The sequence below is a fragment of the Burkholderia puraquae genome, from assembly GCF_002099195.1.
In the GTDB taxonomy this organism is placed as follows: domain Bacteria; phylum Pseudomonadota; class Gammaproteobacteria; order Burkholderiales; family Burkholderiaceae; genus Burkholderia; species Burkholderia puraquae.
The window spans coordinates 74,666-97,521 of the sequence record NZ_NBYX01000013.1 but is presented as its reverse complement, the minus strand read 5'-3'; the positions used below and the strand labels follow the sequence as shown (position 1 = coordinate 97,521).

Annotated in this window: 19 protein-coding genes; all 19 read right to left on the bottom strand. The window is 63.7% G+C overall.

Features of this window, described 5'->3' with window-relative positions:
* Positions 1-547: 547 nt before the first annotated feature.
* The 19 genes from B7G54_RS23760 to B7G54_RS23665 all read right to left on the bottom strand — a co-directional run bounded on the left by B7G54_RS23760 (position 548) and on the right by B7G54_RS23665 (position 21,854).
* Positions 548-2,275, bottom strand: a complete 1,728-nt coding sequence (locus B7G54_RS23760; protein WP_085041288.1) for an AMP-binding protein — start codon at positions 2,273-2,275, stop codon at positions 548-550.
* A gap of 252 nt (positions 2,276-2,527) precedes the next feature.
* Complete coding sequence (locus tag B7G54_RS23755) at positions 2,528-2,953, bottom strand: F0F1 ATP synthase subunit epsilon (protein ID WP_006477288.1); 426 nt, start codon at positions 2,951-2,953, stop codon at positions 2,528-2,530.
* Between the two features lie 243 nt (positions 2,954-3,196).
* The gene (gene atpD, locus B7G54_RS23750; protein ID WP_011350527.1) at positions 3,197-4,591 is read right to left on the bottom strand and encodes a F0F1 ATP synthase subunit beta; all 1,395 of its coding nucleotides are present in this window, start codon (positions 4,589-4,591) and stop codon (positions 3,197-3,199) included.
* 66 nt (positions 4,592-4,657) lie between these two features.
* Positions 4,658-5,533 (bottom strand): F0F1 ATP synthase subunit gamma, encoded by an 876-nt coding sequence (gene atpG / locus B7G54_RS23745; protein WP_085041287.1) that lies wholly within the window; start codon positions 5,531-5,533, stop codon positions 4,658-4,660.
* Positions 5,534-5,602: 69 nt separating this feature from the next.
* A complete protein-coding gene (atpA, locus tag B7G54_RS23740) occupies positions 5,603-7,144 on the bottom strand; it encodes a F0F1 ATP synthase subunit alpha (RefSeq protein ID WP_021160444.1) in 1,542 nt (513 codons plus the stop codon).
* A gap of 44 nt (positions 7,145-7,188) precedes the next feature.
* Complete coding sequence (locus tag B7G54_RS23735; RefSeq protein WP_085041286.1) at positions 7,189-7,728, bottom strand: F0F1 ATP synthase subunit delta; 540 nt, start codon at positions 7,726-7,728, stop codon at positions 7,189-7,191.
* Positions 7,729-7,730: 2 nt separating this feature from the next.
* Positions 7,731-8,201, bottom strand: coding sequence for a F0F1 ATP synthase subunit B (locus tag B7G54_RS23730; RefSeq protein ID WP_006751767.1), 471 nt, complete (start codon positions 8,199-8,201; stop codon positions 7,731-7,733).
* Positions 8,202-8,330: 129 nt separating this feature from the next.
* Positions 8,331-8,603 (bottom strand): F0F1 ATP synthase subunit C, encoded by a 273-nt coding sequence (atpE, locus tag B7G54_RS23725; RefSeq protein ID WP_021160442.1) that lies wholly within the window; start codon positions 8,601-8,603, stop codon positions 8,331-8,333.
* Between the two features lie 75 nt (positions 8,604-8,678).
* Positions 8,679-9,530 (bottom strand): F0F1 ATP synthase subunit A, encoded by an 852-nt coding sequence (gene atpB / locus B7G54_RS23720; protein ID WP_085041285.1) that lies wholly within the window; start codon positions 9,528-9,530, stop codon positions 8,679-8,681.
* Positions 9,531-9,638: 108 nt separating this feature from the next.
* A complete protein-coding gene (locus tag B7G54_RS23715; RefSeq protein ID WP_085041284.1) occupies positions 9,639-10,163 on the bottom strand; it encodes an ATP synthase subunit I in 525 nt (174 codons plus the stop codon).
* A 568-nt stretch (positions 10,164-10,731) separates the two neighbouring features.
* On the bottom strand, positions 10,732-11,862 hold the full coding sequence (locus B7G54_RS23705; RefSeq protein WP_085041283.1) for an SLC13 family permease: 1,131 nt from the start codon (positions 11,860-11,862) through the stop codon (positions 10,732-10,734).
* Positions 11,863-11,872: 10 nt separating this feature from the next.
* The gene (locus B7G54_RS23700) at positions 11,873-12,766 is read right to left on the bottom strand and encodes a ParB/RepB/Spo0J family partition protein (RefSeq protein ID WP_041492996.1); all 894 of its coding nucleotides are present in this window, start codon (positions 12,764-12,766) and stop codon (positions 11,873-11,875) included.
* 31 nt (positions 12,767-12,797) lie between these two features.
* Positions 12,798-13,577 carry a ParA family protein gene (locus B7G54_RS23695; protein WP_085041282.1) on the bottom strand — a complete coding sequence of 260 codons (780 nt, stop codon included), beginning with the start codon at positions 13,575-13,577 and terminating at the stop codon, positions 12,798-12,800.
* A gap of 56 nt (positions 13,578-13,633) precedes the next feature.
* Positions 13,634-14,320, bottom strand: coding sequence for a 16S rRNA (guanine(527)-N(7))-methyltransferase RsmG (gene rsmG, locus B7G54_RS23690; RefSeq protein ID WP_085041281.1), 687 nt, complete (start codon positions 14,318-14,320; stop codon positions 13,634-13,636).
* Positions 14,317-16,287 carry a tRNA uridine-5-carboxymethylaminomethyl(34) synthesis enzyme MnmG gene (gene mnmG / locus B7G54_RS23685; RefSeq protein ID WP_085041280.1) on the bottom strand — a complete coding sequence of 657 codons (1,971 nt, stop codon included), beginning with the start codon at positions 16,285-16,287 and terminating at the stop codon, positions 14,317-14,319. The genes rsmG and mnmG overlap by 4 nt, the downstream gene beginning before the upstream one ends.
* A 600-nt stretch (positions 16,288-16,887) precedes the next feature.
* Positions 16,888-17,643 carry an ABC transporter ATP-binding protein gene (locus tag B7G54_RS23680; protein ID WP_085041279.1) on the bottom strand — a complete coding sequence of 252 codons (756 nt, stop codon included), beginning with the start codon at positions 17,641-17,643 and terminating at the stop codon, positions 16,888-16,890.
* Complete coding sequence (locus B7G54_RS23675; protein ID WP_085041278.1) at positions 17,643-19,427, bottom strand: branched-chain amino acid ABC transporter ATP-binding protein/permease; 1,785 nt, start codon at positions 19,425-19,427, stop codon at positions 17,643-17,645. The genes B7G54_RS23680 and B7G54_RS23675 overlap by 1 nt, the downstream gene beginning before the upstream one ends.
* A 4-nt stretch (positions 19,428-19,431) precedes the next feature.
* Positions 19,432-20,487 (bottom strand): branched-chain amino acid ABC transporter permease, encoded by a 1,056-nt coding sequence (locus B7G54_RS23670; RefSeq protein ID WP_085041277.1) that lies wholly within the window; start codon positions 20,485-20,487, stop codon positions 19,432-19,434.
* A 209-nt stretch (positions 20,488-20,696) separates the two neighbouring features.
* Positions 20,697-21,854 (bottom strand): ABC transporter substrate-binding protein, encoded by a 1,158-nt coding sequence (locus tag B7G54_RS23665; protein WP_085041276.1) that lies wholly within the window; start codon positions 21,852-21,854, stop codon positions 20,697-20,699.
* Between the last annotated feature and the right edge of the window lie 1,002 nt (positions 21,855-22,856).

Here is a 22,856-nt window from a genome sequence, read left to right as displayed (position 1 = left end):
AATCACGTTTCAAAATCTTTCTGACGAATGAATCGTCATGCGCGGTATCGGCCGAATTGCGCATTTTCTCGCGTGCAAATCGGCAGTTCGTCGAGCCTGATACGCATGAAAAACGCATCGTGCGCATGCGCTGAAAACGCTGCGGAAAATATGGGTAAAAATGACCTTTCCCGCCCCCTCAAAAACAGAAAAAAATCCCGGAAAGCCTTATCTGGCGGGCGTTACAACCTGAAACACTTTGTTACCGCGAGGGGTCATTAATTCGCCCACAATGGCCTCAACGGTTTCAACACGGATGCGGTCTCGTGTGCCAAGTGTGAGCGGACGCGAAGCGCTGCGAGCCAGTCGGTCACGTACCGAAGCCCTTCCGAGGGGCATCCCTGTTGAAGTCGTTTCCGGCCCCCCGCCGGACTCGGTTTCATCTTTGGTCTCCTCGCGCTAACCCCGTAGCGTGTGGTTTTTAGCGGGCTAATAAGCCCGCTTTTTTTCGTCCATCGAAAGCGCAACGGCCCGCAGGCCGCCGCGTTTCTCCCGCCTTCATGCCGCGCTACGCGGTCTTCTGTACGTCGAGCTTCAGCTCCTCGATCATCCGGTCGCGCATCACGAACTTCTGCACCTTGCCCGTCACCGTCATCGGCAACTCGTCGACGAAGCGGATGTAGCGCGGGATCTTGTAGTGCGCGATCTGCCCGCTGCAAAATGCACGCACGTCGTCCTCGGTCATCTGCTCATCCGCGCGCAGCACGATCCACGCACACAGCTCCTCGCCGTACTTCGCATCGGGCACGCCGAATACCTGCGCGCTCTGGATCTTCGGATGCCTAAACAGGAATTCCTCGATCTCGCGCGGATAGACGTTCTCGCCGCCGCGAATCACCATGTCCTTCAGCCGGCCGACGATGTTGCAGTAGCCGTCCGCATCGAGCGTCGCGAGGTCGCCCGTATGCATCCAGCCATCCACCAGCACCTCGCGCGTCTTCGCGTCGTCGTCCCAGTAGCCGAGCATCACCGAATAGCCCTTCGTGCACAGCTCGCCCGTTACGCCGACCGGCACGATGCCGCCGCTCGGATCGACGATCTTCACTTCCAGATGCGGCTGGATGCGCCCGACCGTCGTCGTGCGCTTCTCGAGCGGATCGTCGGTCGAGCTCTGGAACGACACCGGGCTCGTCTCCGTCATCCCGTACGCGATCGTGATCTCCGACAGGTGCATCTGCGACACGACACGCTTCATCGTCTCGATCGGGCACGGCGAGCCGGCCATGATCCCGGTGCGCAGCGTCGACAGGTCGAATTTCGCGAACGCCGGATGATCGAGCTCCGCGATGAACATCGTCGGCACGCCGTGCAGCGCGGTGCAGCGCTCGTCGGCCACCGCCGCGAGCGTCGCGACCGGGTCGAACGCTTCGCCGGGAAACACCATCGCCGCCCCCTTCGACACGCACGCGAGCACCGCGAGCACCATCCCGAAACAGTGATACAGCGGCACCGGGATGCACAGCGTGTCCTGCTCGGTGAAGCGCATCGCCGTCGCGATCGAGCGCCCGTTGTTGACGACGTTGCGATGCGTGAGCGTCGCGCCCTTCGGGCTGCCCGTCGTGCCGCTCGTGAACTGGATGTTGATCGGCTCGTGAGCCGCGAGCGTCGCGCCGATCGCATCGAGCAACGCGGGATCGACGGCCTCGCGGCCGCGCGCCATCACGTCCGCGAAGCGGAACATGCCGGCCGGCGCGACGTCGCCCATCGACACGACCGTGCGCAGGCTCGGCACGCGCGCCGCATGCAGGTCGCCCGGCGTCGCCGTCGCGAGTTCCGGCGCGATGGTCTGCAGCATCTCGACGTACGCGGACGTCTTGAAGCGCTCGGCGGCGATCACGGCCTTGCAGCCGACCTTGTTCAGCGCGTATTCGAGCTCCGACAACCGGTAGGCCGGATTGATGTTGACGAGCACCGCACCGATTCGCGCGGTCGCGAACTGCGTGAGCAGCCATTCGCTGCGGTTCGGCGACCAGATGCCGACGCGATCGCCCTTCACGATGCCGAGCGCGGCCAGCCCGGCCGCCAGCACGTCGACCTCGTTCGCGAACTCGCGCCAGGTCCAGCGGACCTGCTGCTCGCGGAACACGACGGCCGGACGATCGGGAAAGCGGCCCGCCGTGTCGAGCAGGAACCGGCCGATCGTCGCTTCGGAGAGCGGCACGTCGGTCGTGCCGCGCACGTACGACAATCCGTTTTCGGGCGCGATCAGCGCCCCCACGCCAAGGTCTGCTGCCATGAATGTCTCCGTCCTTTTTGTCTGATCGGCCCGCGCGCTTCCGGTGCCCGCCTCCGCCGCGCAATCGCGACGGACGGCCTCAACGCGGATGATGACGCGCGCGGCTGACGACACTCTGACATCAAATCACGGCGGACGGATGAAATAGCACGACCGGACAGAATGATCCGACCCGCAAAAGAACAGACGAAAACGGCAGACGAAAAAAAGCAGCCCGAAGGCTGCTTTCTTTCGCGAGATACGCGGCGCGGCTCAGTGCCGGCTGCGAATCTTCGCCAGACGCTGGATCGCCTCGAGTTGCGCCATTGCGGTCGCGAGCTCGGATTGCGCCTTTGCGAGGTCGAGATCCGACTTCGCGTTCTGCAGCGTTTCCTCGGCACGCTTGCGTGCTTCCTCGGCTTTCGCCGCGTCGAGGTCCTTGCCGCGGATCGCGGTATCGGCGAGCACCGTCACGGCGCCCGGCTGCACTTCGAGAATGCCGCCCGCGACGAACACGAATTCGTCGTTGCCGCCCTCGACTTCGATGCGCACCGCACCCGGACGAATCCGCGTGATCAGCGGCGTGTGGCCCGGCAGAATACCCAGCTCACCCGTTTCGCCCGGCAGCGCGACGAATTTCGCCTCGCCCGAGAAGATCTGCTCTTCCGCGCTGACGACGTCTACTTTGATGGTTGCCATAACGACTCCTGTCGGCGGGAGCTAGCGCTTCAGCACTTACTCCCGTCCCATGCCGTGGTTGGCCCGCGTTAGCGCTTCAGCGCTTGCGCTGGCCCCACGGCGGCCGATCGGAGCAGGCACTTGCGCGCCTGCGCCGATCCCATGCACGGCGGGTTGAGCGTGTTGCAGTCGGCGTGGCAGCCGGAATTATCAGTCGGACCGTTAATCCCGGCCGGACCACGCCAGCACGACTCACTCGAACCCTTACGAGATCTTCTTGGCCTTTTCGAAGGCTTCGTCGATCGTGCCGACCATGTAGAACGCCTGTTCCGGCAGGTGGTCGCACTCGCCGTCGACGATCATCTTGAAGCCGCGGATCGTTTCCTTCAGCGGCACGTACTTGCCCGGCGAACCCGTGAACACTTCAGCGACGTGGAACGGCTGCGACAGGAAACGCTGGATCTTACGCGCACGTGCGACCGACAGCTTGTCTTCCGGCGACAGTTCGTCCATGCCCAGAATCGCGATGATGTCGCGCAGTTCCTTGTAGCGCTGCAGCGTCTGCTGAACGCGACGGGTGATCGAGTAGTGCTCTTCACCGATCACGTTCGGGTCGATCTGGCGCGACGTCGAGTCGAGCGGGTCGACCGCCGGGTAGATACCCAGCGAAGCGATGTCACGCGACAGAACGACGGTTGCGTCCAGGTGGCCGAAGGTCGTAGCCGGCGACGGGTCGGTCAAGTCGTCCGCAGGGACGTACACGGCCTGAACCGACGTAATCGAGCCCTTCTTGGTCGACGTGATGCGCTCTTGCAGCTTGCCCATTTCTTCAGCCAGCGTCGGCTGATAGCCCACTGCCGACGGCATACGGCCGAGCAGTGCCGACACTTCGGTACCGGCCAGCGTAAAACGGTAGATGTTGTCGACGAAGAACAGCACGTCGAGGCCTTCGTCACGGAAGTGCTCGGCCATCGTCAGGCCGGTCAGCGCGACGCGCAGACGGTTGCCCGGCGGCTCGTTCATCTGGCCGTACACCAGCGCGACCTTGTCGAGAACGTTCGAGTCCTTCATTTCGTGGTAGAAGTCGTTCCCTTCACGGGTACGCTCGCCCACGCCCGCGAACACGGAGTAACCGCCGTGTTCCTTCGCGATGTTGTTGATGAGCTCCATCATGTTGACGGTCTTGCCCACGCCAGCACCGCCGAACAGGCCAACCTTGCCGCCCTTTGCGAACGGGCAGATCAGGTCGATAACCTTGATACCCGTTTCGAGCAGTTCGGTCGACGGCGACAGTTCGTCGAACGCCGGTGCCTTCTGGTGGATCGAACGCGTCGTTTCGCTTTCGATCGGGCCCGCTTCGTCGATCGGACGGCCGAGCACGTCCATGATCCGGCCGAGGGTCGGCTTGCCGACCGGCACCGAGATCGGCTTTGCCGTGTTCTTCACGGTCAGGCCGCGGCGCAGGCCGTCGGATGCACCCAGACAAATGGTACGGACCACGCCGTCACCCAGCTGCTGCTGGACTTCGAGCGTCAGTTCCGAGCCATCGAGAATGAGCGCGTCGTAGATCTTCGGCATGCTGTCGCGCGGGAATTCCACGTCGATAACGGCGCCGATGCACTGTACGATCTTGCCTTCTACCAAAGCAGCAGTACTCATCGCATTTCCTTTAAATACCTGATTCTTTACTCGCGCAAAGGCGCAGTTGTCGTCCCGGGCGCGCGCTTAAACAGCGGCTGCGCCGCCGACGATCTCCGACAGTTCTTTCGTAATCGCGGCCTGACGGCTCTTGTTGTACACGAGCTGCAGTTCGCTGATCACCGTCTTCGCGTTGTCGGACGCGGCCTTCATCGCGACCATGCGCGCCGATTGCTCGGACGCCATGTTTTCCGCGACGGCCTGGTACACCAGCGCCTCGACGTAACGCACGAGCAGTTCGTCGACGACTGCCTGCGCGTCCGGCTCGTAGATGTAGTCCCACGACGTGGCCGGCGTACCGTCATCGGCTTCGAAGTGTTCCGACGACAGCGGCAGCAGCTGCTCGATCACGGCTTCCTGCTTCATCGTGTTGACGAAGCGCGTGTAAGCGATATAAACCGCCGACAGCTTGCCTTCCGAGTACAGATCGAGCTGCGTCTTCACGGCGCCGATCAGCTTGTCCAGATGCGGGGTGTCGCCGAGATGCACGACCTGCGACAGCACCTTCGCGCCGAAGCGGTTCAGGAACCCGAGGCCCTTGCTACCGATTGCGGTAGCTTCGACCTTCTGGCCCTTCTCTTCCAGCTCCTTGAACTTCTGCACCGTCGCACGCAGCACGTTGGTGTTCAGACCACCGCACAGACCCTTGTCCGTCGTGACGAGGATGATGCCGGCCGTCTGCGCGCCTTCGTTCGCCACCATGAACGGGTGGCGGTACTCCGGGTTCGCGCGGCTCATGTGCGCAGCGATGGCACGGACCTTGTCCGCATACGGACGAGCGGCGCGCATGCGTTCCTGCGCGCGGCGCATCTTCGATGCGGCCACCATCTCCATCGCCTTCGTGATCTTGCGCGTGTTCTGCACGCTCTTGATCTTGCCGCGAATTTCCTTCATTCCAGCCATAGCTTGCTCCTTGACCGAAGCAGCGCGGGCGCGTCAGCACCCGCGCGGCCTCAGTGTGTCACTCGCGGATCAATAGGCACCGGACTTCTTGAAGGATTCGATCGCCGAGCGCAGTGCGCCTTCGTCGTCCTTCGAGAGATCCTTGGTGTCTTCGATGCGCTTGATGAGGTCAGCGTGGCTGGTCTTCAGGTTTTCGCGCAGGCCCTTCTCGAACGACAGCACTTGCTTGACGTCGAGGTCGTCGAGGTAGCCGTTGTTTGCGGCGTACAGCGACACGGCCAGTTCCCACACCTGCAGCGGCTGGTACTGCGGCTGCTTCAGCAGTTCCGTCACGCGGCGGCCGCGCTCGAGCTGCTTGCGAGTCGCTTCGTCGAGGTCCGATGCGAACTGCGCGAATGCGGCCAGTTCACGGTACTGCGCGAGGTCGGTACGGATACCGCCCGACAGCTTCTTCACGACCTTCGTCTGAGCGGCGCCACCAACACGCGACACCGACACGCCGGCGTTGATTGCCGGGCGGATGCCTGCGTTGAACAGGTCGGTTTCCAGGAAGATCTGGCCGTCGGTAATCGAGATCACGTTCGTCGGAACGAACGCGGTCACGTCGCCAGCCTGCGTTTCGATGACCGGCAGTGCCGTCAGCGAGCCGCTCTTGCCCTTCACTTCGCCGTTCGTGAACTTCTCGACGTACTCTTCCGACACGCGAGCAGCGCGCTCGAGCAGACGCGAGTGGAGATAGAACACGTCACCCGGGTACGCTTCACGGCCCGGCGGGCGGCGCAGCAGCAGCGAGATCTGACGGTATGCCCAAGCCTGCTTGGTCAAGTCGTCATAGATGATCAGCGCGTCCTGGCCGCGGTCGCGGAAGTATTCGCCCATCGTGCAGCCGGCGTACGGTGCGAGGTACTGCATCGCTGCCGAATCCGAAGCCGAAGCGGCGACGACGATCGTGTATTCCATCGCGCCCGTTTCTTCGAGCTTGCGAACCACGTTCATGATCGACGAAGCCTTCTGGCCGATCGCGACGTAGATACAGATCAGGTCCTTGCCCTTCTGGTTGATGATCGCGTCGAGCGCCACTGCGGTCTTGCCGCACTGACGGTCGCCGATGATCAGCTCACGCTGGCCACGGCCGATCGGCACCATTGCGTCGATCGACTTGATGCCCGTCTGCACCGGCTGCGACACCGACTTACGCCAGATCACGCCCGGGGCGATCTTTTCGATCGCGTCGGTCAGCTTCGCGTTGACCGGGCCCTTGCCGTCGATCGGGTTGCCGAGCGCGTCGACCACGCGGCCGACGAGTTCCGGGCCAACCGGGACTTCGAGAATGCGGCCCGTCGTCTTGACGATGTCGCCTTCCGAGATGTGTTCGTATTCGCCGAGAATCACCGCGCCGACCGAGTCGCGCTCGAGGTTCAGCGCGAGGCCGAACGTGTTGCCCGGAAACTCGAGCATTTCGCCCTGCATCACGTCCGACAGGCCGTGGATACGCACGATACCGTCGGTCACGGAGATCACGGTGCCCTGGTTGCGAACGTCTGCGCTCGCTTCAAGGCCCTGGATCCGGCTCTTGATCAGCTCGCTGATCTCAGAGGGATTGAGTTGCATTATTCGCTCCTGATAGTCAATTCTGTTGCGTGCCGGCGTGGCGCTCAGGCGGTCAACGCAGCCTGCATCGATGCGAGGCGCGCGCGAACCGAGGTGTCGAGCACTTCGTCGCCGACCGTCACGCGTACGCCGCCGATCAGCGACGAATCGACTTCGACCGTCGGTTTCAGCTTGCGCTTGAACTTGCGTTCGAGGCCCGAGACGAGACCCTCGAGATCCGCACCGTTCAGCGGGAACGCGCTCACGATCTCGGCGTCGGCTGCACCTTCACGTTCGTTCTTGAGCGCCTCGAACTGCTCTGCGATTTCCGGCAGCAGCGCGATGCGATGATTGTCGACCAGCATCTGCACGAAGTTCTTCGCTTCGGCGCCGGCCGCGAGCGGCGACTTCACCGCAGCAAGCAGCAACTCGGCTACTTGCGTGCGCGTCACCTTCGGGCTCGACGCGACCGACAGGACTTCCGGCAGACGCGCAACCTGGGCCAGCTCTTGCACGAGCGTGGACCAGGCGGCGATGTCACCGCCCTCGGCCACGCGGAACAGCGCTTCTGCGTAAGGGCGGGCGATGGTTGCAAGTTCGGCCATGATCAGAGCTCGGCTTTCAGTTGATTCAGCAGTTGGGCGTGGGCCGTTTGATCGACTTCGCGCTTCAGGATCTGCTCGGCGCCCTTCACGGCCAGCGAGGCGACTTCGCCACGCAGCGCTTCGCGCGCCTTCACGATTTGCTGTTCGGCTTCCGCCTTCGCCTGCGCGACGATGCGGGCGGCTTCAGCCTGGGCGTTGGCCTTGATTTCCTCGGCGACCGCCTGGGCACGCTTTTCAGCGTCGGCGATGCGCTGCTGGCCGTCATTGCGGGCCTGCGCGAGTTCCTGGTCCACGCGCTTGTGCGCTGCGTCGAGTTCCGCCTTGCCCTTCTCGGCGGCGGCGAGGCCGTCGGCGATCTTCTTCGAACGTTCGTCGAGGGCGTTGATCAACGGCGGCCACACGAATTTCATCGTGAACCACGCGAGGACCAGGAACACGACCATTTGCGCAAACAGAGTTGCGTTGAGATTCACGGTGTTTCCTTATCTGCTATTCCGGAAAAATGAAACGGTAAGGCGCTCATCGAGTTGCATTCGATCAGCGCCCCAAGTCTCCGTTCCGCCCTGCGCCGGCTCACGCCGGACGCATATTTCCGAGGAACCTTAGCCTGCGACGAGCTTCGACAGGAGCGGGTTCGCGAACGCGAACAGCATTGCAACACCCACGCCGATCAGGAATGCCGCGTCGATCAGACCAGCCAGCAGGAACATCTTCGTTTGCAGCGGGTTGATGAGTTCCGGCTGACGTGCGCAGGCTTCGATGTACTTACCACCCATCAGCGCGATACCGATACAGGCGCCGATTGCACCCAGGCCGATGATGATGCCGATACCGATGGCGGTCAGACCCTGGATGTTGGCGATGTAAGCTTGCATGATCACTCCTTTGTGAAAAGACTTGGAACTGAGATTTAAAAAACTAAAACGGAAACTCTTTCTTGCACGCCGCGCTTAGTGCTTGTCGTGCGCCTGGCCGAGATACACCAGCGTCAGCATCATGAAAATGAATGCCTGCAACAGAACAATCAGGATGTGGAAGATTGCCCAGACGCTGCCCGCGATCACGTGGCCAATGAAGCCGAGGAACGTTGCGTCGCCACCGAAGCTCCACATGCTGCCGAGCAGGGCGATCAACAGGAACAACAGCTCACCCGCGTACATGTTGCCGAACAGCCGCATACCGAGGGAGACGGTCTTCGCGAGATATTCGACGATGTTGAGCGCGAGGTTCGGGATCCACAGCAGCGGGTGGGCGCCAAACGGGGCCGACAGCAGCTCATGCACAAAGCCGCCCGCGCCCTTGATCTTGATGCTGTAGTAGATCATCAGGACGAACACGCCGAGCGCGATGCCGAGCGTGCCGTTCAGGTCGGCCGTCGGGACGATGCGATGGTGGGAAATCACGTCCGACAGACCGAGCAGGCCGATCACGCGGCCCGGCAGGTCGACCGGGAGGAAGTCGAGGGAGTTCATCAGCGCGACCCACACGAACACCGTGAGCGCGAGCGGAGCGATGAAGGTACGATTGCCGTGAACGATGGCCTTCGATTGGTCTTCGACCATCTCGACGAGCATCTCGATCGCGCACTGGAAACGGCCCGGCACGCCCGACGTCGCCTTGCGGGCGGCCAGACGCAGCACGAGGATCGTCACGATGCCGCAGACGATCGACCAGAACAGCGTGTCGAGATTCCAGACGTGGATGTCGAAAATCGACGTCTGATGCGAGGTGGAGAAATTCTGCAAGTGGTGCGCAATGTACTCGGACGGATCCGGACCACGCGTGCCTTCGCTAGCTGCCATATCGTTAATGCCACCCAAATTGTCGAAAATCGTTTTGCCCGTTCCGCAACACGCTATTGCGGGAACGGCCGGTGCGGTTCGTTGTCGAAACCGCACGCTGCTTGTTCCTTACCGCCAGGCCAGCGCGATCCAGTACGTCTTCAGCACGACGAGGTACGTGACGAGGAACGGCACCCAGTGCACGCCGGACCAGCCGAACGCCACTGCTGCGAACATCCCGATCGTCAGGCCGAGCTTCAGGGCTTCGCCCATCACCCAGCTCATCACGGTGGCCGAGCCACCTGCCTTCAGTCGTGCCACGAACAACGCACTGGGCACCCAGCCAATCGCTCCGCCCAGAAACGCGGATTGCGCAGCGGCGCCCGGCGACTTCGAAAACAGCCACCACGCCAGCGTTGCAACCAGGGACAGAACCACTTGCGCGAATACCACCTTATAGGGGGTCACGCGCGAGGGCTTGCTCACGTCCGGGCCGAACAGCTTCTCGGCTTCTGCCCGTGTGAGCGGAACGATATTGTTATCTTGCTGCTCGGCATCCCAGTCATCGTCGGATTCGCGCCGCTCGCCGGCCGCTGAAGCGGTGCGTTGCGTGCGCTGATCATCGTGCCTGTTGTCCGGCGCCTGACCCGCCATCGCAATCTTCCGCAAAATCCTTGAATCCGGCCCCAAGCTTTCTGAAAGCTTTCAGGGGTGCCTAGCTAACAAATCCGGGCGATTGTAAGCGATAGTTGCAAGTGATTCAAGGCTTTAGACGCGACAAAAACCTGCGTAAAACGACGCCTCATCATGTGAAAAAACCTGCGATTCGACGACGTACGATGACAGTTGTAAGGTCGCTTTTTTGCGCCGGTATTTCTTGCTCGAAAATGTCCGGCGATGAGGGAATGGCGAGGAAACGATGCCCGGCGCGGGTGCTGGCGGGGCGGCACGATTACCACCCAGACTCCATGCTGTGACGCGGCTCCGGGCTCGCGCGCCGCACGAAGCCCGGACAGGCAAAACACTGTGACCACCCAACCGCATCGAATGCGCGAAATCCGGACCGACGCTGACGCAGCGAATCATCCAATCAGTTGTCATGCCACCACAGTCGATCGACTGTGGATTGCCGTACTTATCAACAACTCTGCAACCAGCGCGAATGCTGTGCACTCTCCCCGCCACCCGAATGGCACGCCTGTGCCACACGCACCCGCATCACTCAACCGTGAACGAGCAGCCACGCACCGAGTGCCGCACTAGCGAGCGCGAACGGAATCGAGACCAGGTGGAACGGCAGCCACATGCGCGGCTCTTTCGCGAGACGCACCGCGATCAGGTTCGCGAGCGAACCGATCGCGAAACCGAAACCGCCGACCGATACGCCGAACGCGAGCGCGCGCCAGTCACGCGTGAACTCCGATAGCAGGATCGCGGCCGGCACGTTGCTGATGCCCTGCGACAGCACGGCACCGGCTGCGAAAATGCGCAGCGGCGAATCGAGGCGCGCATGCGCAATCGCGTCATGTATGACGGGCAGCGCAGCCGCGCTGCGCAGCACGACGAACATCAACACGAAGATCAGCAGCAACAGCCAGTCGATCCTGAGGACTGCGTCACGTTTTGCGACGAGCAGCACGATTGCGACGGCAACCAGGCCCGGCAGAGCATGGTGCGCATCGGCGAGCAGCACGAAGGCAGCGAACAGCACCGCGGCGATCAGCGCGTGCATGCGCTGGACGGGAATGGCGACGACGTCGCCGGACAAGTCAAGCGGCTTCGCGCGAAATGCGCACGCAGTCAGTACGAACAGCAGCGCCATCAGCGCGATCGCGAGCGGCCCGAGCGTGACCACGAAGCGGCCGAACGACACGCCGCTCAATTGCCACAGGAATAGATTCTGAGGATTGCCGAGCGGCGTCGCGACGGATCCCGCGTTGACGGCCAGCGCGACGACGATCACGAGCCGCCGGAACGGCAGCGGCGTCAGCGCACGCAGCGACACCATCAATGGCACGACGACGAACAGCGCAACGTCGTTGGTGAGCCACATCGACAGCAGCGCGGCGAACCCGACCAGCAGCATGGCCAGGCCGCGTTCGGAATGCACGTGATGCACGATGCGGTGCGCGAGCCACATCAGGCAGCCGGACAACTCGAGTGCCTTGGTCAGCATCAGCAGGCCCGCAAGCGTCGCGACCGTCTGCCAGTCGACGCGATCGGCCAATACCGAAAATGGTTGCGGACGCACCCATTGCAGCACGATCAGGCCAACCGCAAGCACCGATAGCACGGGCTCCTGCGCAAGCCATCCAAACCACCGGCGCGGCACCGGTGCTCCCCTCTCCTCCATGTGCCGCCCGTTACTCTTCGGTTGCCACGTTGCCGCGCAGTCGCACGAGAATCCCCTCGAGCGCGTCGAGGTTGCCGAAGTCGATCGTCACCTGCCCTCGCCCGCGGCGGCCGAGCTTGATCTTCACCGTCGACGCGAGCAGGTCGGACAACTCCTCCTCGAGACGGCGCGTGTCGCGCCCGCCGTCGTCCTTCGCACGCGCCTTCACGGCCGGCACTTCCTTCGTCGTGTGCGTGACGAGCTTCTCGGTCTCGCGCACCGACATGCGCTTGTTGACGACCTGATGGGCGAGCGTGATCTGCGTGGCCGCATCGACGGCGAGCAGCGCACGCGCGTGCCCCATGTCGAGATCGCCGGCCAGCAGCATCGTCTGCACCGGCGAAGCCAGGTTCAGCAGGCGCAGCAGGTTCGACACCGCGCTGCGCGAACGGCCGACCGATTCGGCCGCCTGTTCGTGTGTGAAACCGAACTCGTCGAGCAGGCGCTGGATACCGTGCGCTTCTTCAAGCGGGTTCAGATCCTCGCGCTGAATGTTCTCGATCAGCGCCATCGCCGCGGCGGCCTGGTCCGACACATCCTTCACGAGCACCGGCACTTCATCGAGGCCCGCCAGGCGCGCCGCGCGGAAGCGGCGCTCGCCCGCGATGATCTCGTATTTGTCTGACGAAATAGGCCGTACCAGGATCGGCTGCATCACGCCCTGCGCGCGAATGCTCGCCGCGAGCTCCTGCAGGCTACCTTCGTCCATCCGCGTCCGCGGCTGGTACTTGCCGGCCTGCAGCTTGCCGAGCGCGAGCGTGTTCGGTGCCCCTTCGATCTTCACCGCTTCGGTGATATCGGCACTGCCGCCGAGCAGCGCTTCGAGGCCACGTCCCAAGCCCTTCTTCTTTGGTACCGCGTTCATGTCTTTCTTCCTCGCTTCGCTCATGTCCGGATCACGACACCTCGAACGCGCGAACGCGCTCGATCATCTCGGCACCGAACTGGAGATACGCCTGCGCACCGCGCGAGCTGCGGTCGAACACGACGCCCGGCAGCCCGTAACTCGGCGCTTCCGCCAGGCGCACGTTACGCGGAATCACCGCGTCGAACACCTTGTCGCCGAAGTGCGCTTTCAGTTGATCGGAGACTTGCTGCTGCAGCGTGATGCGCGGATCGAACATCACGCGCAACAAGCCGATGATCTTCAGGTCGCGGTTCATGTTCGCGTGAACCTGCTTGATCGTGTTGACGAGGTCCGACAACCCCTCCAGTGCGAAGTACTCGCACTGCATCGGGATCACGACGCCATGCGCCGCGCACAGCCCGTTCAGCGTCAGCAGCGACAGCGTCGGCGGGCAATCGATCAGCACGAAATCGTAGTCGTCCGCCACGCGCTCGAGCGCGGCCTTCAGCCGGCGCTCGCGATTGTCGATGCTGATCAGTTCGATCTCGGCACCGGACAGCTCGCGGTTTGCAGGCAGCACGTCGTAGGTGACGCCGTCCGGACGGATGCGCGCGTCGGTAACCGACACGCCGTCGATCAGCACCTCGTACACGGTCGCTTCGCAGGCAGCCTTGTCGATCCCGCTACCCATCGTCGCGTTACCCTGCGGGTCGAGATCGATCAGCAAGACTCGTTGCTCCTGCGCTGCAAGGCTTGCGGCGAGATTGACCGATGTCGTCGTCTTGCCGACGCCCCCCTTCTGGTTTGCAACGCAGAAGATCTTTGCCATCGTTGGTGTGTTCCCTTTACCTTCAAACAAACGGCGCGCTACCGCGCGCCTTCCCGTCAATTCGCCTCGTTGACGGCCACTTCGATCAGATGCCGTTCGGCATCGAGCATCGGCACCGCCAGCCGTATCGTCTGCTTGACGCGGCTGCCTTCCGGCAACCGCGCAATCTCGTCGTCCGGGTGGACGCCCTTCATTGCCCAGATCGATCCGCCCGGCGCGACCAGATGTCGAGCAAGTTTAACGAAGTCGGACAGATCCGCGAAAGCGCGGGATACGATCATGTCGAATTTTTCCGGCACTTCGACGCCCGGCTGCAGTGATTCGACTCGCCCGGTGACCACCGACAGGTTCGCGAGCTTCAGCTCCGCGCGCATCTGAGTCTGGAATGCAGACTTCTTCTGCACGATATCGTTCAGCGTGACCTGCCAATCCGGCTCGACGATCGCCAGCACGATACCCGGCAACCCGCCGCCCGAGCCGACGTCGAGCACGCGGGCCGAGGCACGGCCGCGCAGATGCGGGACGATGGAGAGCGAATCGAGGATGTGCTGGATCAGCATCTGCTTCGGGTCGCGGATCGCGGTCAGGTTGTAGACCGCGTTCCACTTGCCGAGCAGTTCGACGTAGTCGAGCAGCTGGTTGCGTTGTGCATCCGTCAGCGCGAGGTCGAGCGCCGTCGTGCCTTCGACGAGCATCCCTTCCAGTACGTCCCGATTAACCGCCGGCGCGCGACGCGCCGTCATTGTTGCGTCGGGACGGTGCCGTCCCCCTGCTCCGTTGCCGCTTCGGCAGTGCCATTACGGCGGCCCAGACCGCGACGCTTCAGGTGCACCATCAGCAGCGAGATCGCTGCCGGCGTGACACCCGAGATACGCGACGCCTGCCCGATCGTTTCAGGCCGGAACTCGTTGAGCTTCTGGCTCACCTCGAACGACAGCCCACGGACTTCGCGGTAATCGATACCGTCCGGCAGGCGCGTGTTCTCGTTCGCATCGTTGCGTTCGATTTCCGATGCCTGGCGCTCGATATAGCCCTGATACTTGATGCCGATCTCGACCTGCTCCTTGATCTGCTCGAGCAGCACCGAATCGTCCGCCAGCGGCTCTGCGGGGCCGCATTCGCCGCCCTTCAGGCCACACACGCCGTCGTAGCTGACACCCGGACGGCGCAGCAGCTCGGCGAGGCTGTATTCGTGGTCGATCGCCTTGCCGAGCAGCGCGGTCGCCTCTTCCGGCGGCAACGTCTTCGGCGTGACCCACGTCGACTTCAGGCGTTCGGTTTCACGTGAAACAGCGTCGCGCTTCCGGCTGAACGCGTCCCAGCGCACGTCGTCGACGAGCCCCAGTTCGCGGCCGATCTCGGTCAGGCGCATGTCGGCGTTGTCTTCACGCAAGCTGAGGCGATACTCGGCACGGCTCGTGAACATCCGGTACGGCTCGGCCACACCACGCGTCACGAGATCGTCGACCAGCACGCCAAGGTACGCCTGGTCGCGGCGCGGGCACCAGGCATCCTTCTCCTGCACGTAGCGGCCCGCGTTGAGGCCGGCCAGCAGACCCTGCGCGGCCGCTTCTTCATAGCCGGTTGTCCCGTTGATCTGGCCCGCAAAGAACAGCCCGTTGATCGCCTTCGTCTCGAGCGATGCCTTCAGTGCGCGCGGGTCGAAGTAATCGTACTCGATCGCGTAGCCGGGGCGCAGGATATGCGCGTTCTCGAGGCCGCGCATCGAATGCACGAGCTCGAGCTGGACGTCGAACGGCAGGCTCGTCGAGATTCCGTTCGGGTAGAACTCGTTGGTCGTCAGCCCTTCCGGCTCCAGGAAGATCTGGTGCGATTCCTTCGAGGCGAACCGGTGGATCTTGTCCTCGATCGACGGGCAATAGCGCGGCCCGACGCCTTCGATCACGCCTGTATACATAGGCGAACGATCGAGACCGCCACGAATGATGTCGTGCGTGCGCTCGTTCGTGTGCGTGACCCAGCACGGCAGCTGCTGCGGATGCTGCTCTGCGCGGCCCAGGAACGAGAATACGGGGACTGGATCGAAATCGCCCGGCTGTTCGTCCAACTTCGAGAAATCGATCGAACGGCCATCGATGCGCGGCGGCGTACCCGTCTTCAGGCGGCCCTGCGGCAGCTTCAGCTCCTTCAGGCGCGACGACAGCGACACGGCCGCCGGATCGCCCGCGCGGCCGCCCGTGTAGTTGTTCAGGCCGACGTGGATCTTGCCGTCGAGGAAGGTACCGGCGGTCAGCACCACCGCACGGGCGCGGAAGCGGATGCCGATCTGCGTAACGGCGCCCACCACACGGTCGCCTTCGACCATCAGGTCGTCGACAGCCTGCTGGAACAACCAGAGATTCGGCTGGTTCTCGAGCCGGTGGCGGATCGCGGCCTTGTACAGGATACGATCGGCCTGCGCACGCGTCGCGCGCACAGCCGGACCCTTCGACGAATTGAGGATCCGGAACTGAATACCGCTCTCGTCCGTCGCGGCTGCCATTGCGCCGCCCAGCGCATCGACTTCCTTGACCAGATGGCCCTTGCCAATGCCGCCGATCGACGGATTGCAGCTCATCTGCCCAAGCGTTTCGATGTTGTGGGTCAGCAGCAGTGTCTTTGCGCCCATGCGGGCGGACGCCAGCGCGGCTTCCGTGCCGGCATGACCGCCACCGACGACGATGACGTCAAATTCTGTGGGAAAAAGCATGGTGGATTCCGTACGCAGGGCTGCGCACGAACCTATCTGAGAAATGTATGGGCCGAATTATAGCGGGTTCGCTTTTCACCCGAAGGCCGTCCGAATGGTAGGGTCTGTGCATTTCGACATTTTTTCGGTGATGGACCTATGAATCTGTGGCTCAGAACCTACTCCGGCCATGCTTCCGGGTCGCCTGCCGCCATCGTTGTGTCTGTGCAGAGATCCGGTTGCCGGGAAAAACCACGTGGAACACGCGACCCATTCGACGCCTGTGGACCACGCAACACGCCGAACGAAACACCCTGTGCGATCGCACTCGCCCCCTTCCCCCACAGAATTTCCGTCGGTTCGCCCGACAGTTATCCCCTCCCGGCACGACATCGGCCTGTGGGAGCAAGCAACAACCACCCCCGAGCGGTGCACCGGATCGCCGTCTGCACTGTGAACACCTCGCGCGCCGCCACTGCACAGAACGTCCGACTGTTTTTCCCGGCACCTATCCCCTGGCTGCCAATCGTCGATGTATCGGCATCCCCTCTCACCCCGAAAACAAAAACGACGTGTTTCACGTGAAACACGCCGCTCGTTTCCCGCCGACCGCGCCACCGATCAAGCCGTCTTCTTCACCAACCCAAGGTACGTTTCGATCACGCGCGGATTCTGCGCAAGTTCAGCCGCCGGCCCTTCCAGCGCAAACTCACCCGTCTCCAGCACATAGCCGTAGTCGGAGATTTGCAGTGCCGCCCGCGCATTCTGTTCGATCAGCAGCGTCGCCACGCCCGTACCGCGCAACGCGCTGATGATATGAAAGATCTCCTTCACGATCAGCGGCGCCAGCCCGAGGCTCGGCTCGTCGAGCATCAACAGGTCGGGCTTGCCCATCAGCGCGCGGCCGACCGCGAGCATTTGCCGCTCGCCGCCGGACAGCGTGCCGGCCGCCTGCTTGCGCCGCTCCTTCAGCCGCGGAAACAGTGCAAACACATGATCGAGCTGGTCGAGGAAGTTCGCTTCACCGGCCTGCTTGCGCCGATATGCGCCCAGCACGAGGTTGTCTTCGACCGTCATCGTGCTGAACAGCTCGCGCTTTTCCGGCACGAGACACATCCCGCGTGCGACGCGCTGCTCAACCGGCAATGCGCCGACGTCGCGACCGCGATACACGACCGCGCCCGACGCATGCCCGGTCACCGGCAGCGCGCCCATGATCGCGTTCAGCAGCGTCGATTTGCCGGCACCATTCGGGCCGATCACGCTGACGATCTGTCCCGCGCCGACCTTGATCGCCGCACCGTGCAGCGCCTCCACCTTCCCGTACCGGACTGCCAGCCCGCGCACGTCGAGAATCGGCATCATCGTGTCCGTCATCACTCCACCCCGCCCAGATACGCTTCGAGCACCGCCGGATCCTGCTGCACGTCCTGCGGCAGCCCTTCCGCGATCCGCGTACCGAATTCCATCACCACCAGCCGGTCGGTGAGATTCATCACGAAATCCATGTCGTGTTCCACGAGCAACACGCTCATGCCTTCCGCCTTCAGCCGCCGCAGCAGGTCGGCGAGTTGCTGCTTCTCCTGGTAGCGCAGCCCGGCGGCCGGCTCGTCGAGCAGCAGCAAAGTCGGATCGCAGCACAGCGCCCGCGCGATTTCGAGAATCCGCTGCTGGCCGAGCGCGAGGCTGCCCGCTTCGTCGTACATGTGCTTTTCGAGCCCCACCCGGCGGATCTGGCGCGCAGCTTCGGCGAGCAGTTGTGCTTCCTCATGCGCATTGAGCCGCGCGACGCTGCGCCACACGCCCGTATGCCCGCGCAGGTGCGCACCGATCGCGACATTTTCGAGCACCGTCATCGCCGGCAACAGCTTCACGTGCTGGAACGTCCGGCCGATGCCACGGCGGACGATCTGGCGCGATGTGAGCCCGTCGATGCGCTCGCCACGGAACGTGATCGTGCCGCCGGTCGGCTTCAGGACACCCGTCACCAGGTTGAACGTGGTCGACTTGCCGGCGCCGTTCGGGCCGATCAGCCCGATGATCTGCCCCGCTTTCACGGCGAAGCTGACGTCGTTGACGGCCACGAGCCCGCCGAACTGCTTGCGCGCGCGGTCGACGACGAGCAGCGGCTCGCCGGCCGCCGGCTTCGCGCGCTGCGGCAGCGGATCGGCGTTTTCGGGCACATGCGCACGCGGCCCGCGCGGGAACAGCCTGGCGACGAACGGCCACACGCCCTGGCGCGCGTACTGCAGCAGCAGCACCATCAGCACGCCGAACACGATGATCTCGAAGTTGCCTTCCGAACCGAGCAACTTCGGCAGCAGCGTCTGCAGATAGTCCTGCAGCACGGTCAGGATCGCCGCGCCGAGCACCGCGCCCCACACGTGCGACACGCCGCCGACCACGGCCATGAACAGGAACTCGATCCCGTGGTTCAGCCCGAATGGCGTCGGGTTCACCGCGCGCTGCAGATGCGCGTACAGGAAGCCCGAGACGGCCGCGAGCACGGCCGCATAGACGAAGATCACGACGCGCATCCATGCGGTGTTCACGCCCATCGCCTCGGCCATCACCCCGCCGCCGCGCAGCGCGCGGATCGCGCGGCCCGGGCGGCTGTTCAGCAGGTTCTGCACCGACACGATCGCAGCCAGCACGACGGCCCAGATCAGGAAATACAGGCTGCGGCCGGTTCCGAGTTGGACGCCGAACAGGTTCAGCGCCGGAATCCCGTTGATCCCGTCGTACTTGCCGAGCAGTTCGAGGTTGCCGAACAGGTAGAACAGCGCGAGGCCCCATGCGATCGTGCCGAGCGGCAGGAAGTGGCCGGACAGCCGCATCGTGACCGCGCCGAGCACGAGCGCAACGAGCGCCGTCAGCACGACACCGACGATCAGCGCGAGCCACGGCGACACGCCATACCGCGTCGTCAGGAACGCGGTCGCATACGCGCCGATGCCGACGAACGCAGCCTGCCCGAAGCTCGTCATCCCGCCGACACCCGTCAGCAGCACGAGCCCGATCGCGACGATCGCGTAGAGGCCGATGTAGTTCAGCAGCGTGATCCAGTATTCGGGCACCTGCAGTGCGCCAGGCAGCACCGGCAGCGCGAACAGCACCACGAGAAACACCCAGAAGGTCTTGTTGCGTACCATCGTCTTCATCGTGTCACTCCTCTTCTTCTTCCGCGTGCGGCGTGGCGAAGCTCCGCCACAGCAGCACCGGAATGATCAGCGTGAACACGATCACCTCCTTGTAGGCGCTCGCCCAGAATGACGAATACGATTCGAGCACACCGACGAGCAGCGAGCCGGCGGCCGCGAGCGGATAGCTGACGAGCCCGCCGATGATTGCGCCGACGAAGCCCTTCAGGCCAATCAGGAAGCCCGAGTCGTAGTAGATCGTCGTCAGCGGGCCGACGAGGATCCCGGACAGCACGCCGAGCCCCGCCGCGAGCGTGAACGCGAGCCGCCCTGCCTCGGTCGTACCGATGCCGACGAGCCGCGCGCCGAGCCGGTTCACCGACGTCGCGCGCAACGCCTTGCCGGCGATCGTGCGGCCGAAGTACACGTAGAGCGCACCGATCAGCACGAGCGCCGTCACGACGACCAGGATGCTCTGCACCGACACGGTCATGCTGCCGATCGACAGCGCCGCATCCGAGAACCCGTTGGTGCGCGAGCCTTCCGCGCCGAACATCACGAGCCCGAGGCCGACCATCGCGAAATGGACGGCGACCGACACGATCAGCAGCAGCAGCGTCGTGCCTTCGGCGATCGGCTGGTACACGAGCCGGTAGACGAACGGCCCCATCGGCACGACGATCGCGAGCGTCAGCGCGATCTGCGCGAGCATCGGCAGCGGCTGCGCGGCAAAGCTGCGCGTGATCGCGAACACCGCGAGCGGCAGCAGGACGTAGCGGCTGCCGAGCGTCGCAAGCGTGCGGCCGAGCTGATGACGCCGTTCGCGATGCCGGATCAGGCCGCCGACTTCGAGCAGGAAGCATGCGATGCCCATCACGAACAGCAGCCAGCAGGTGGCGGGGAATTTCTGCGCCTGTAACGCGGCAAGCGTCAGCGCACCGTAGGCGACGAATTCGCCCTGGGGAATGAAGATCACCCGCGTGACGGAAAACACCAGTACGAGCGCCAGCGACAGCAATGCATAAATGGCGCCGGTCGTGATGCCGTCTTGCGCGAGGATCGCCGCAATCGAGAGATCCATACGTGTCGTGTATCGAGAATGCTGCGGAGCAACGAAAGACAGGAACGGCCGGGGCACACGGACGGCAAGATCGGCGCGTCGGGCGCCACGCGGCGAGCCCCCCGGTGGTTCCATACGACTTGGGCACGGGTGGGGCCCGTCGGGCCCGACACCCTGCCGACGGCATGCACGGCGCCGTTCGCGCCGCGCACGCCGGTTTCACGTGAGGCTTACTCGGCCTGCAGTTTCCACTTGCCGTCGACGATTTGCACCATCACGCGCGCACGCGTGTCGAAGCCGTTGTGGTCAGTCGGCGTCATGTTGATCACGCCGTGCGACACAGGCAGGTCCTTCACGTTCTCGATCGACGCGCGCAGCGCCTCGCGGAACGCCTCGGTACCCGGCTGGCCCTTCTTCAGCGCTTCCGGAATCGCACGCTGCAGCAGCAACCCGGCGTCCCACGCGTGGCCGCCGAACGTCGCCAGCGAGCCCGCGCCGTACGCCTTCTCGTACGCGGCCTTGTAGCCGAGCGCCGGCTTCTTTACCGGATTCGAATCGGGCAGCTGGTCGGTCACGAGCACAGGGCCGGCCGGCAGGATCTCGCCTTCGCAGTCCTTGCCGCACACGCGCAGGAAATCGTTGTTCGCGACGCCGTGCGTCTGGTACACCTTGCCCTTGTAGCCGCGCTCCTTCAGCGTCTTCGCCGGCAGCGCCGCCGGCGTACCCGAGCCGGCAATCAGCACCGCATCGGGATTCGAGCCCATCAGCTTCAGCACCTGCCCCATCACCGACGCGTCGGTGCGGTTGTAGCGCTCGTTCGACACGACCTTCAGGCCGTTCTTCGCGGCCGCCGCATTGAACGTGTTGTACCAGCTGTCGCCGTACGCATCGGCGAAGCCGATGAAGCCGACCGTCTTCACGCCGTGCTTCGCCATGTAGCCGGCGATCGCATCGGCCATCAGCTGGTCGTTCTGCGGCACCTTGAACATCCATGCACGCTTCGCATCCATCGGCGAGATGATCTGCGCGCTCGCGGCGAGCGAGATCGTCGGCGTCTTGCCCTGCGACACGGGATCAAGCATCGCGAGCGAGTTCGGCGTGACGGACGAACCGATGATCGCGTCGACGTGATCCTCGTCGATCAGCTTGCGCACGTTCTGCACCGCGCGGCTCGTGTCGGATGCGTCGTCGAGCACGATGTACTGCACGCTCTTGCCCGCGATTTCCTTCGGCAGCAGCGCGATCGTGTTCTTTTCCGGAATCCCGAGCGACGCGGCCGGCCCGGTGGCCGACAGCGTCACGCCGATCTTCACCTGCGCCGACGCCGTCGCCGCCGCGCACACGAGGCCCGCGGCAAGCACGGCCTCCATCCATCGATTCATTTTCATTTACGTTGTCTCCAAACGCTGCTCGAAAAAGCCACGGGTCGCTCGGGCGGCTCCCGGCCCCCAAACAAGTTAATAATTTAACTATCTCGCCTTGCCACGCCTACGCTCGTTTTCCCGTGAAACACCGCCCCCACGACGGCGCCCGGATGGCACCGCGCACGGACGCACCCGCCTGCCGGTCGAAACGGTCGTTCGACCGTCACGATGCGCAACAGCGGTGTCGTCAGGATGAAGAAAGCGGAGAAATGCGGAAACGTGCGGGCAATCGATGCATGCGCAACGAACAAGGAGAGGCACGCCGATCCGGCCTGATGCGGCCAGGTCAGCGAGCGGCGCACGATCGGAAAGCCGGCCGCTCATGCGGATGCGGATGCGAATACAGATACGGATGCGCACGCAACGACCCGCGATGGCGCCGGAACGCGCCTACAGGCCGCAGAACGGCTTGGGAAGGCCGCGGCGACAACCGGCCCACCCCACGACGAACGAGCGGCACCCGCCGCCCCTCCTGCCCCGATCCATCGTCCTGCGCTGCTCATCCAACCGTACTCCCTCTTCTGCATTCTGCTTGTAGGAGAACTGCCGACCGATTTTCCCGACCGTGCGGTCGGCGAAAGCCGAGTGTAACGGACGCGTTTTGCGCACGCCAACCGGGTTAGCCCGAACGGCTGGCGCACGGTTGCGCATCGTCTGCGAACGGATGGCGGGAAATGGAAAAACGGGGGGACGCGGCGAAGCGCGGAAGAAGTGCGGTGCGAACGTGAGCGCAGAATACGGCAATCGCGCAGGCCGATGCACCATCGATGGAAATCCGTGCACGCAAATGAAAAAGCGCTGTTGGATTCCGTCCAACAGCGCTTTGGGGTCCGGGCACTTTGTGCCTCGATTGTCTCCTCGTTCTCCACCTGCAAATTCGTTTCGCGGTGCATCAGAACTAGGGTGAATCTTAAAGAGGCTTAAGCACCACGGCAACTTAGCATTTACCCCTATGGTGCATCGCCG